Annotated in this window: 8 protein-coding genes and 2 tRNA genes; 4 read left to right on the plus strand and 6 right to left on the minus strand. The window is 44.0% G+C overall.

Features of this window, described 5'->3' with window-relative positions:
* Positions 1 to 66 precede the first annotated feature (66 nt).
* The 3 genes from FTV08_RS00845 (at position 67) to FTV08_RS00855 (ending at position 6,693) form a co-directional block, all read left to right on the plus strand.
* Positions 67 to 2,943, plus strand: coding sequence for a bifunctional diguanylate cyclase/phosphodiesterase (locus tag FTV08_RS00845; RefSeq protein WP_180086274.1), 2,877 nt, complete (start codon positions 67 to 69; stop codon positions 2,941 to 2,943).
* Between the two features lie 140 nt (positions 2,944 to 3,083).
* Positions 3,084 to 5,363, plus strand: coding sequence for an NADP-dependent malic enzyme (locus FTV08_RS00850; RefSeq protein ID WP_004645736.1), 2,280 nt, complete (start codon positions 3,084 to 3,086; stop codon positions 5,361 to 5,363).
* Positions 5,364 to 5,457: 94 nt separating this feature from the next.
* Positions 5,458 to 6,693 (plus strand): multifunctional CCA addition/repair protein, encoded by a 1,236-nt coding sequence (locus FTV08_RS00855; protein WP_180086276.1) that lies wholly within the window; start codon positions 5,458 to 5,460, stop codon positions 6,691 to 6,693.
* An 83-nt stretch (positions 6,694 to 6,776) separates the two neighbouring features.
* On the opposite strand, the gene epmA is transcribed toward FTV08_RS00855, so the two are convergent.
* The 5 genes from epmA to greB form a co-directional block, all read right to left on the minus strand.
* A complete protein-coding gene (epmA, locus tag FTV08_RS00860; protein ID WP_180086278.1) occupies positions 6,777 to 7,751 on the minus strand; it encodes an EF-P lysine aminoacylase EpmA in 975 nt (324 codons plus the stop codon).
* Positions 7,748 to 8,815 (minus strand): 4-phosphoerythronate dehydrogenase, encoded by a 1,068-nt coding sequence (locus tag FTV08_RS00865; RefSeq protein ID WP_129716735.1) that lies wholly within the window; start codon positions 8,813 to 8,815, stop codon positions 7,748 to 7,750. Before FTV08_RS00865 ends, epmA begins: the two co-directional genes overlap by 4 nt.
* Before the next feature lie 180 nt (positions 8,816 to 8,995).
* A tRNA-Ser gene (locus tag FTV08_RS00870) sits at positions 8,996 to 9,085 on the minus strand.
* A gap of 273 nt (positions 9,086 to 9,358) precedes the next feature.
* Positions 9,359 to 9,448 (minus strand) — tRNA-Ser (locus tag FTV08_RS00875).
* Positions 9,449 to 9,536: 88 nt separating this feature from the next.
* Positions 9,537 to 10,031 carry a transcription elongation factor GreB gene (gene greB / locus FTV08_RS00880; protein ID WP_005103930.1) on the minus strand — a complete coding sequence of 165 codons (495 nt, stop codon included), beginning with the start codon at positions 10,029 to 10,031 and terminating at the stop codon, positions 9,537 to 9,539.
* Positions 10,032 to 10,393: 362 nt separating this feature from the next.
* On the opposite strand from greB, the gene FTV08_RS00885 reads away from it, so the two are divergent.
* The gene (locus FTV08_RS00885; RefSeq protein ID WP_044109420.1) at positions 10,394 to 11,509 is read left to right on the plus strand and encodes a transglycosylase SLT domain-containing protein; all 1,116 of its coding nucleotides are present in this window, start codon (positions 10,394 to 10,396) and stop codon (positions 11,507 to 11,509) included.
* A gap of 93 nt (positions 11,510 to 11,602) precedes the next feature.
* Here FTV08_RS00885 and FTV08_RS00890 read toward each other — a convergent pair whose 3' ends face one another.
* A complete protein-coding gene (locus FTV08_RS00890; RefSeq protein ID WP_004280536.1) occupies positions 11,603 to 11,989 on the minus strand; it encodes an SCP2 sterol-binding domain-containing protein in 387 nt (128 codons plus the stop codon).
* Positions 11,990 to 12,039: the final 50 nt, after the last annotated feature.

Genomic DNA, 12,039 nt, shown 5'->3' on the forward strand with positions numbered 1-12,039 from the left:
GGAGTTTCTATAATAACAATGTACAAGGACGAAAACCGTTTAGGATGAATACAGGCATTGAATCACATGGTTGATAATCAGGACGACTATATTCAGCAGCATTTGCATGATGCTCAAATTGCGAATACGCTTCGCCATAGTCGCTATTTTTTGCTCAGTATCATGGTGATTTGCCTCTATATTTTTTGTATTTATCACATTCAATATAGTCCTTCTAATACGTATTTCAATACCTGGTTTATTCTGACAGAACTTCTGGTCAGCATGTGCTGGCTGGTGAATACGCTGTATTTCAAACCCGAACAATATAATCAGAAAAGCGCGCACCGCTGGTTACAGATGCAGAGCCTTGCAGTCGGAAGCTGTATCGCGGCCGGTATTTATACAATTTATTACTATTTGCCGCAGGCCAATCCTGTATTTGAAGATATTGAAGCACTGACCTTGTCTGCCTTGTTGCTGATTGTAAGCCAAGCATTTGGCCTGACCTACCTGACCCAGAAACTGAGCTATTTTTGTCTGGTCTTTTTGCCGTCCTTATTCCCTTTTTTACTGTCGCAGCTTGACCATGTCGGTCATTCCAATCCCTTTTTTGGTCTGGCCTTAAACTTTGCGCTCATAGTGATTCTGCTGTGCGCGACAAGTAGTTATCGAATTCACAGCCGCACCTCACGTCTGTATGCGGAAAATGATATTTTGGTGAAAAATGCAGAACAGCAAGTGCATTGGACTGATGAACTGTGCCAGCAACTCAAAACTGAAGTCAATAAATCCAAAGATATTGAACAGCAATTACAGCTCAGTAACCAATTGCTGGAGCAAAAAGTACGGGAACGTACCTATGATATTGAACAGATCAATCATGACCTGAAGAATCAGCAGCAGAATCTAAAACTTGCACATGAAATTGCCGGTATTCGGCCATGGGACTGGAATATTCAAGAGCGCAGCATCACCTTAACCAATCATAAAGACGAAAAGATTCTGCGCAATTCCAAAGACCACCATTTGCAATTACAGTATCTGATTCACCCCGAAGATCTGGACTATTTTAAGCGCAATATGAAACAACATCTGCGTGGCCAGATTGAACGCTATGATGCCACTTACCGGATCAAGCTCAGTGAAGGTGGCTGGAGTTGGGTGCATGATATTGGTCGGGTGATCAGTCGTGATCCTAAAAATAAAAAACCCTTGCGCATGGTCGGCATCCGTCGTGATATCCAGCAGGAACGTCTGTCTCAGGAACGTTTAAAGCTGGTGGCCAGTGTACTGGAACAGGCTGCGGAAGGCATTTTCATTCTGAATCCTGATTTGGATTATATCGATATCAATCCTCACTACGAATACCTGAGCGGTTTTGAGCGTGACGAAATTATCGGTAAATCCTTATTTGATATTGCGGTGCAAAATAAATCCCAGCAACGTACTTTTCAGGCCAATATTGTCAAACAGATTCAAAAGATTGGCTCTTATGATGGAGAGGTTTATGCCAAATTTCTGTCTGGCAAAGAGTCGACCTTATGGCTGCATATTAATGCCGTGACTGATGATGAAGGCCGGATTACCCATTATATTGGCATTGTCTCAGATCTGACTGAACGTAAATTACAGGAACAGCGTCTATCCTATCTAGAAAATTATGACACGCTGACTGACTTACCGAACCGCTTCTACTATAACTATCAGCTACATCAGTATCTGGTTTCGCAAAAAGACTCTATTAAAGAGATGGCTGTGATTCGGCTTAACATCGACCGTTTCCGCCCATTAAATGAATACCTGTCCAATAACGGCGGTGATGAACTTTTACGCCAGGTGGCGCAGCGGCTGCGGATGACCAATGCAGAAGCGCTATTTGTGGCACATCTAAATGGTGATGATTTTGCGATTCTCTATGAAATCTCACATATTCGCCCTTCAGTTCAACACCATTGTGAACGCATCGCTCAGGCCTTTAGCAGACCATTCAATATTTACGGTCAGGATCATGTGATTACCCTGTCCATGGGCGTGGCATTCTATCCTGATCATGGCCGTCAGCTGGATTATTTAAATAATTGCGCCGAACAGGCATTGAACGAAGCCAAAAATCTTGGCGGCAATACTATTCACTTTTATTCCAGTGAAAATCATTCATTACAGAACAAAGGGGTTTTTCTGGAACGGGATCTGCGTAAAGCGATCCAGAATAATGAACTGGTGGTGTATTATCAGCCAAAAATCAATTTCAGCGATCAAAGCATTTATGGCTTTGAAGCGCTGATTCGCTGGAACCATCCAGAAAAAGGCATTATTGCACCAGGGCTGTTTATCCCCTTAGCGGAACAGACCAGCCTGATTTCAGACATTGGCCGCCTAGTGATCCAGCAGGCCGCTAAACAGATTCGCCAATGGAATGATCTGGGCTTTAATCATATTTGTGTATCAGTCAATATCGTGGCACAGCAATTGCGTCGTGGTCAATTGCTCGATGATTTGGACCAAGCCATTGCAGATAACCATATTTCTGGCGCCAGCCTGGAACTGGAAATTACTGAATCTTCTTTAATCGAAAATTCGGAAGCGGTCAAAAATCTGTTGAATGAGATTAAACAGCGACATATTCATATTGCTCTGGATGATTTTGGTACAGGTTATTCCTCTCTCTCCTATCTTGCTGATTTTCCGATTGATACTCTAAAAATTGATCGCAGTTTTGTTTGCAAGATTGGGGAAAACAAACAGGCAGCGATTGTCAGTGCCATGGTGGCCATGGGTAAAGCCATGGGCATGACTGTGGTCGCAGAAGGGATCGAGACTGAAGAGCAGCTAGAATATCTACGTGATTTAGACTGTGATATTGCCCAAGGTTACTTATTTTCCAAACCGCTTCCTGAGCAGGATGCAACCGCTTATTTAGTGCGAGACAAGACACATCAGACTTATATATCTCAAGTCTAAGTCCATACCCGACCACAATAAGTTTGTTGGAAAAACGGCCGTCTTTGTCTGTCCGAACTGGCTAACAAATGGTATATTCAGGAACATAAATAAATTCTTTGCCCGCTGACCGGGTAATCTTTACAACGATCGAGAGACTGATGGACGAACAATCTTTAAAGCAACAGGCCCTTTACTATCACGAGTTTCCTACCCCGGGGAAAATCAGCGTTACACCAAGCAAACAATTGGTCAACCAACGTGACTTGGCCCTTGCTTACTCGCCTGGCGTAGCTGCACCATGTCTTGAGATTGAACGCGATCCTTCAACTGCTGCATTGTATACGGCTCGTGGCAACCTGGTTGCTGTCGTGACCAACGGTACTGCCGTGCTTGGCCTGGGTAATATTGGTCCTTTGGCTTCTAAACCAGTGATGGAAGGTAAAGGCGTATTATTCAAAAAATTCGCTGGCGTTGATGTATTCGATATCGAAATTGCTGAAAATGATCCAGACAAGATTGTGGATATTGTCGCTGCATTAGAACCGACTTTCGGCGGGATTAACCTTGAAGATATCAAGGCGCCAGAGTGTTTCTATATCGAGCAAAAATTGCGTGAACGCATGAATATTCCAGTATTCCATGATGATCAGCACGGTACTTCGATTATTGTCGGTTCTGCGCTCCTCAACGCGTTACAAATCAACGGTAAAAAAATTGAAGACATCAAGATCGTGGCTTCAGGCGCGGGTGCTGCTGCACTGTCTTGTTTAAATCTGCTTTGCGCTCTGGGTGCTAAAAAAGAGAACATCATCGTTGCCGATTCACGCGGTCTGCTGACTACACATCGCGAAGGCCTGGATGAATCTAAGAAAGCCTATGTACAAGACATTGAAGCTACTCAGCTTGGTGACGTGATTTCAGGTGCAGACATGTTCCTTGGTCTTTCTGCTGCGGGCATTTTGACCAAAGAAATGGTCAAGGTCATGGCTGAAGATCCGATCATCTTTGCCTTGGCGAACCCGGATCCAGAAATTCTGCCTGAACATGCGCATGAAGTTCGTGATGACGTGATCATGGCGACTGGTCGTTCTGACTATCCGAACCAGGTGAATAACGCACTGTGCTTCCCGTACATCTTCCGTGGTGCGCTGGACGTTGGCGCAACCACCATTAACGAAGAAATGAAAATTGCCTGTGTCCACGCGATCGCGCGTATGGCACACGTTGAAGCTGATGCGGCGACTTATGGTGAAAAATCGGCATCATTTGGCCGTGAATACCTGATTCCGGGTCCACTGGATCAACGCTTGATCCTAGAGATTGCCCCTGCTGTTGCACAAGCAGCCATGGATTCGGGCGTGGCAACACGTCCAATCACAGATTTCTCGCATTATCGTCAACGTTTGTCTGAGTTTGTCTACAACTCTGCATTCATGATGAAACCAATTTTTGAACAGGCTAAATCTGATCCTAAACGTATTGCCTATGCGGAAGGTGAAGACCTGCGTGTACTTCGCGCAGTTCAAATCGCGGTAGATGATGGTTTGGCAATTCCAATTTTAGTGGGTCGTCCAGCTGTAATTGAAGCCAACATCAAAAAGTTGGGCCTACGTCTTGAAGATGGCGTGAATATCACGATTGTTGATCAGGAAAAGAACCCGAACTATGAAATGTTTGCAGATGATTACTACAACATCATGCAGCGTAAGGGTGTAACGCCTGAATATGCACAGCGTGAAGCACGTCGCCGCTCTACCCTGATCGCAGCGATGCTCGTGAAACATGGCATGGCAGACGGTATGCTGTGTGGTACGTATTCAAGCTACGATATTCACCTGGACTTCGTTAGCAACATCATTGGCAAGAAAGATGGTCATAACACTTTCTTTACCCTGAATGCCTTGATGCTTGAAGACCGCAACCTGTTCATTGCTGATACCTATGTCAATACCAACCCAACGGCTGAACAGCTGGCTGAAATGACCATTCTGGCCGCTGAAGAAGTTCGCCGTTTTGGTATGACACCACGTATTGCCCTGCTGTCTCACTCAAGTTTTGGTTCAGACCAGCATGATGCCAGCGCGCAAAAAATGCGTAAGGTGTATGACATCCTGTCTGAAATCGCGCCTGAGCTGGAAGTTGAAGGTGAAATGCACGGTGATGCTGCACTGGATGAGAACATTCGTCAGTTTGCATTCCCGAATTCACGTTTCAAAGGCTCTGCAAACTTGCTGATCATGCCGAATCTGGATGCTGCCAATATCTCGTTTAACCTGTTAAAGGCAACTTCAGGCAACAACGTAACGATTGGTCCAATTCTGTTGGGTGCTGCGAAACCTGTGCACATTTTGACGCCGACTGCGACTACGCGTCGTGTAATCAACATGACCGCACTCACTGTTGCAGAAATCCAGCAAGCGGAACAAGATGCACTTTAAGCCAATGACAAGATAACGACGCATCAGCCTCGTTTCTTAACTTGAGAAAACCTCTATTCTGTAGCATGATGCTTGTAAGAATAGAGGTTTTTTCATGCAAGTTTATTTAGTAGGCGGCGCAGTTCGAGATCATTTGCTCGGACACCCCTATCACGAAAAAGATTATGTGGTCGTTGGTGCAACTCCCGCGCAAATGCTTGACTTAGGCTATCAGCCCGTAGGCAAAGATTTCCCTGTTTTTCTACATCCCCAAACAAAAGAAGAATATGCACTGGCGCGTACCGAACGTAAATCTGGCACCGGTTATCATGGTTTTGAGTTTCATACCGATGTCAGCGTTACACTGGAGCAAGATTTGATTCGTCGCGATCTGACCATTAATGCCATGGCCATGGATGATGCCGGCCAGGTTTATGATCCTTATGGTGGTCAACAGGATCTGGAAAACCGGATTCTACGTCATGTTTCCGATGCATTTGTCGAAGATCCATTACGCGTGCTACGCATTGCCCGTTTTGCTGCCCGTTATACCAGTGCAGGTTTTGTGATTGCCGATGAAACTTTGGCGTTAATGCAGCGCTTGACTGAATCGGGTGAATTAAATGCATTGACACCGGAACGTGTATGGAAAGAAACTTCGCGTGCATTATCTGAACGCCATGCTGATGTGTATTTTGAAGTATTACGTCAATGTGGTGCTTTAAAGGTGCTATTCCCTGAGATTGACGCCTTATATGGCATTCCACAACGCCCTGAATATCATCCAGAAATTGACTGTGGCATTCACACGATGATGTCCTTGCAGCAGGCGTGTCGTCAAAACTATAGTCTGGATGTACGTTTTGCCGTTTTAGTGCATGACTTAGGAAAAGCTTTAACGCCGCTTGAAGAATTACCGCGACATATCATGCATGAAGAGCGTGGCATCAAGCCAGTAAATGAACTATGTGACCGCTTAAAAGTGCCGACGTATACCAAGCAGCTGGCTTTGGCGGTATGTAAAGAGCATCTGAAATGCCATCAGGCATTTAATCTTAAGCCGGGAACCTTATGGCGATTATTGCAACGTCTGGATGTGTTACGTCGCCCTGAACGTGTCGAAGCTTTCGTCCAGGCTTGTGAATGTGATTCACGTGGCCGTCTAGGTCTGGAAGATCGGGCTTATCCACAAGCACAATATGTCCTCGATGCCATGCAGACAGTACGCGCCATCAAGGCACAAGACCTTCCTGCCGATATTCAGGGTCCGGATATTGGCGAAATGCTGATTGAACGACGGATTCAGGCACTTGGTCAGCTCAAAGCGCAACAAACCGTAGCGATTGAATAATAAAAAAGCACCTTCGGGTGCTTTTTTAATGGCTTAGTTTCTCTTTATCACAAAAGGAATTAAGAAATATTGAATCAGTACCATCAGGAAATATCTGCCGGAAAGCTGATCACTTGCTCCAGTTTCATTTGATTAGTTGCAATCATCAACAAACGGTCAATTCCCAAAGCAATTCCTGAACATTCCGGCATCTTCGGTAAAGCCGCCAGTAAATATTCATCGATGGGCATGACATGCAAGCCAAGTTTGGCTCGTTCAGCATTATCTGCCTCAAAGCGCGAACGCAATACGTCGGCATCAATCAGCTCATCATAAGCATTGGCCAATTCCAAACCTTCGATATACAGCTCAAAACGCGCAGCGACCAGTTCACCATCTTCATCTATTCGGGTTTTCGCCAGAGAGGCCATTTCAGGTGGAAAATCGGTCAGGAATACTGCAGTATCAAAACCCAGACTCGGTTCAACCATATGTGAAAATAACAGGTCGATATAGCCAAGACGGTCATTTCCCAGATCCAGATTGAGACCGACGCGGCGGCAGCAGTCTTTCAGTTCTTGCAAAGTTGCCTGAAGCGGATTGAGATACAGACGATCCATAAAAGCGTGTTTATAACTCAGAATAGTCGGACGGATTTCACCAAAACGTGCTTTCAAGGTCACATTCAACAGATCCGATACTTCAAACATTAAATCTTTTAAGCTAAATCCCGGGCGATACCACTCCAGCATGGTGAATTCGCTATTATGCTTACGCCCATGCTCATCATCACGGAAGACTTTACAGATCTGGTAAATGGGCCCAGAACCACTAGCCAGTAAGCGCTTCATGGCAAATTCGGGTGAGGTCTGCAAATAATCGGTATGCGCTTTACCCAGCACATGACGCTGGGCCTGTACCGAAGTCAAATGCACATCGGTCACACCGGCTTGAGATAAAATCGGTGTTTCAACCTCTAAGACATCGCGCTCAGCAAAAAACTGACGGATTTGGCGATATAAGGTTGCCCGCGCGTGCATGGCTTGAAGGTCACAAGTGGGGTGATAAGTCATCGTCATGCCTTCGGCCCACCATGAGCTGCCCACTCACGACGCAGCGGATAAGTTTTACGTAAATGATCAAATGCCTGCTGATCGATTTTGCCTTCTTTGAGACAGGCGCGTAGATTGGCATCATCACGAGCAATGTCATAAATTTGGGATAAATGCTGTTGCAATGCCATTTTTAAATCCTGCCCCTGAAAAAACTGCTCACAGACAGGCAGCTGCGTTTCAAACTGTTTACTGGCTGCAAAACCGAAAGTTTGACAAAAAGCCTCATAAATCATCTGAGTACCACGTGCCTTGCCTTCCAGGCTATAGCCGGCAATATGCGGAGTGACCAAAGTCACCAGATCCAGCAGTTCTGCTGAAATCAGCGGTTCGTGTTCAAAGACATCCAAAATCACTGTTCGGTGTGTCGCCTGTATATCCTGGATTAGCGCGGCCTCTTCAATGACTGGCCCACGTGCTGAATTAATCAAGATCGCGTCAGGCTGCATTTTTGCCAATGCAGTAGCATTAAATAAATGATAGGTTGGATATGCGCCTGTTTTGGTTAAAGGAACATGAATCGAAATTGCATCTGCTTGTTGCAGCAATTCATGAAATTCGACTTGATCAACCTGCTCTCTTTGCACAAAAGGATCGCAACCGATCACACGCCAGCCCAAAAGTTTCGCCATATAAGCCAGACGGGTTCCGACATTACCCAAACCGACAATACCCAAGGTAAATGTCGCATTGGCATCGAGTAATTCAAGACGTACCTGCAATAATGCGGTAATGACATATTCAGCCACCGCTTGCGCATTACAGCCGGCCGCATTACTCCACTGAATCCCATGTTGTTCTAATGCAGCAATATCCAAATGATCTGTACCAATGGTGGCACTGCCCACAAATTTAATCGAACTATTCTGTAGCAGTGCTTCATTGACCTGAGTCACTGAACGTACCAACAGGCTGTCGGCATCTTTGACATCATCTGCACTTAAGGTTCGCCCTGCACGATGTTGAATATCACCAAATTCGGAAAAGAAATAATCGGTATATGCCAGATTTTCATCTGCGACAATTTTCATAATGAGATCCATATGATGCTTGGGCGTATGATAGCGCGTTGACGCCTCTGACTCTATATTTGGCCGATACGTCCATTTTTCAAGATTTTATGAATTAAGTTAAGGACTGAAGAATTTAATATTCAAGATCTGCAGCCTAAAAAGAAAAACCCCAATCTTTCGACTGGGGTTTTAAAAATTTGGCGGAAGCGGTGAGATTCGAACTCACGGAGGACTCACACCCTCGTCGGTTTTCAAGACCGGTGCATTAAACCGCTCTGCCACGCTTCCTTGGCCGCCATCATATAAATAAATTAGATTTTTGGCAATAAAATTTAGCGAAACTTCTATAAAAAGCGGCTTATTCAGCTAAAAATCATCCGAAATCAAAGCCAACCTGGGCATTTTCATTCAAAGATTTGAATCTTGAAATGATCTTGAGTTGTATTTAACTCAGTAGAGAATAATGAGAGAAATAACCACATTCAGCATCAAGCGGATCAACAACTGAAAAAATATTCAGACATAAAAAAACCCAGTCAAATTGACTGGGTTTTTAAAATTTGGCGGAAGCGGTGAGATTCGAACTCACGGAGGACTCACACCCTCGTCGGTTTTCAAGACCGGTGCATTAAACCGCTCTGCCACGCTTCCATGGCCGACATGATATAAACAAAAATCATGCTTGGCAAATATTTTTATGCTTTCACTGCATCAACTGCACAAAATAAAATCAATTACATTAATCTGCTGAATTTTCTGGCTTTTCATAACGAATTGAGTTGATGAACCAAAGTTTCTTGCCGGAGGGGGTCAATACCTCGGCCTCATCATCGACCTGCTTGCCTAATAACGCGCGTGCCATCGGTGAACTGATCGAAATATGCTGCGGATGATGATCATAAATTTCATCTACACCGACAATACGTAAAGTTTTTTGTTCCCCTTCTTCGTTTTCAATTTCTACCCAGGCACCAAAATAGACCTTACCCTCTTGCTCCGGGGAAAAATCTATAATTTTTAGCTCTTCTAGGCGCTTGCCGAGATACCTGACCCGTCGATCAATTTTACGCAAAATTTGCTTGTTATATTGGTAGTCTGCGTTTTCAGAACGGTCGCCGAGACTGGCTGCCCAGTTCACTTTTTTGGTAATTTCAGGACGCTCTTCATGCCAGAGATTCTTAAGTTCTGCCACCAATTTATCGTGTCCAGCACGGGTGATTAAGTTGGATTTCATACGTCTTGCTGATCATATTTTCAGTGTTTTAACTTACAAACAGCTTATTTTATTTACCATTTTAACACAATGGCAAAATTCCAAAAAAATTAACTTTATATTTCAGTATCTTAAAATTATTTTTAAAAATAATTTGTGTACAAAATTTGACAATCGTTTTTTAGATCATTAATATGCCAGCAACTTCCGGAAATGCTTACTTTTTAATCTATGTAGTTTTTCTACATAATTATCTTTAAATCTCTTGTCATTTTGAATGACGTCATGACTGCCCAACCCTTATTGAATTTATCAAACTGTTAAAATTTCTGGCTTTGTTGGCTGTGATTTTTAGGGCATAAATTACTTGTAGCGGAGACAACATGCACAGTAGTTCATCCACTGGGTCGAGGCTTTGCCTAAGATCTGTAATTTCTTCTCTCCCTTTGAAAGCACTTGTACTGAGCACTGCATTTATTCCCCTACACAGTATCAATGCAAGTAAGACCACACTTCAGTTTGATCATGTGGTCAATAGCAATAAGTTGACCGTGGTTGCGGTTGAAAATCCGACTACCGTATTCCAGGATGGACAACATCTACATGGCTTCGGTTATGATCTGGTTCGTAACTATGCCAACAATCTGAATGTAAAGCTCGATTTTAAAATCGTTCCTGATAATCAGACTGCCCTACAATGGGTTGCTCAGGGTAAAGCCAATCTGGCTATGACGACCACCGATATACGCACCATTGAAAACAAGCGTTTGACGTCGTTCTCAGCCACTTGTGGCGATGAATCGATTCTGTCAAGTAATGGCTTGAATACCAATTTAAATCTGGTGTTTAAATCTGCTACAGATCCTTTGAGCCAGACGGCCAGTGCTTTTGTCTGCAAAGGCAAACAAAGTGGTGCCATCAAGCAGCTTGCTTCATTTTATAATCAGAATGTGGTGAAAGAGGAATCCTGGACCACCATTCAACGTGATTTGAACAATCGCCTGCCGATCTATGAAGCGAGTTTTAAACAGACAGCGCAGCAGTATGATCTGGATTGGCATTTACTGGCGGCCATTGGTTATCAGGAATCTTATCTGAAACCGAATTCAGTTTCTCCGACGGGTGTGCGTGGTTTGATGATGCTGACCAACAGTACAGCCAAAGCAATGGGCGTGAGTAACCGTACTGATCCGGCTCAAAGCATTCAGGGTGGTGCCAAGTATTATGATCAAATGCTTAGTCGCTATGATCATATTCCTTTTCCAGATCGAAACTGGTTTGCACTGGTGGCTTATAATATGGGCCCAGGTGCAGTGAATCAGTTGCAAAAGCGCATTCAGTCGCAAGGCAAGAACCCGAATAACTGGGTGAATTTATATGCCTATCTGGATCAAAATAAAGCCAATAATGGTCGCTACCGTCAAGCGGTACAATATGTGACCCGTATTCGTGCTTATCTGGAGCATATCAAGACCACACCACAATTGATGAATATCTAAGCTGAAACCTTAGCGTTAATCAAAATGCCATAAAAAAAGCTTACCTCAGGGTAAGCTTTTTTGGTCTTCATTCAGGCTAATGTCTTAGCAGAATTAAGCCGTAGTATTTTCAAGCACTTTCTTGAACAAATCTTTTTGTTCCTGACTTGGCTTTGCAGTTTGAAGTGCCATCAATTGTGACATATCACCCTGTACTTTGATTTTGCCGGTCATGAAGGCCTGCATCGCAGCAGCCATATCAAATTCCAGGAAAACTTTACGTAGAGTTTCGCCATCCATATTCAGCGTGGTTTTGGCATTTGAAGACAAACCTTTCTTGATTGCCCCACCATCTAAAGATAGTTCAGTATTACCTGTAGTGTCCGCTACAACCAAATTAATCGCAAGGTTCGCCAAAGCTGGTGGCAAATTCAAATCGCCAGCTTGCGCAGTTAGAGTTTCTACAGTTGAAAACCAATCATCAGTTAAAAAAGCAGGCATGATCTTTCCTCAAATTATTTGTTCATTTGTGTCGACTATCCAGACGACAT

Source organism: Acinetobacter sp. YH12226 (genome assembly GCF_013417805.1).
GTDB lineage: Bacteria > Pseudomonadota > Gammaproteobacteria > Pseudomonadales > Moraxellaceae > Acinetobacter.

Excerpts from the sequence above, each read along its gene's own strand:
- FTV08_RS00845 (WP_180086274.1), top strand. The coding sequence starts at position 67 with ATGGTTGATAATCAGGACGACTATATTCAGCAGCATTTGCATGATGCT.
- FTV08_RS00850 (WP_004645736.1), top strand. The coding sequence starts at position 3,084 with ATGGACGAACAATCTTTAAAGCAACAGGCCCTTTACTATCACGAGTTT.
- FTV08_RS00855 (WP_180086276.1), top strand. The coding sequence starts at position 5,458 with ATGCAAGTTTATTTAGTAGGCGGCGCAGTTCGAGATCATTTGCTCGGA.
- epmA (WP_180086278.1), bottom strand. The coding sequence starts at position 7,751 with ATGACGATGACTTATCACCCCACTTGTGACCTTCAAGCCATGCACGCG.
- FTV08_RS00865 (WP_129716735.1), bottom strand. The coding sequence starts at position 8,815 with ATGAAAATTGTCGCAGATGAAAATCTGGCATATACCGATTATTTCTTT.
- greB (WP_005103930.1), bottom strand. The coding sequence starts at position 10,031 with ATGAAATCCAACTTAATCACCCGTGCTGGACACGATAAATTGGTGGCA.
- FTV08_RS00885 (WP_044109420.1), top strand. The coding sequence starts at position 10,394 with ATGCACAGTAGTTCATCCACTGGGTCGAGGCTTTGCCTAAGATCTGTA.
- FTV08_RS00890 (WP_004280536.1), bottom strand. The coding sequence starts at position 11,989 with ATGCCTGCTTTTTTAACTGATGATTGGTTTTCAACTGTAGAAACTCTA.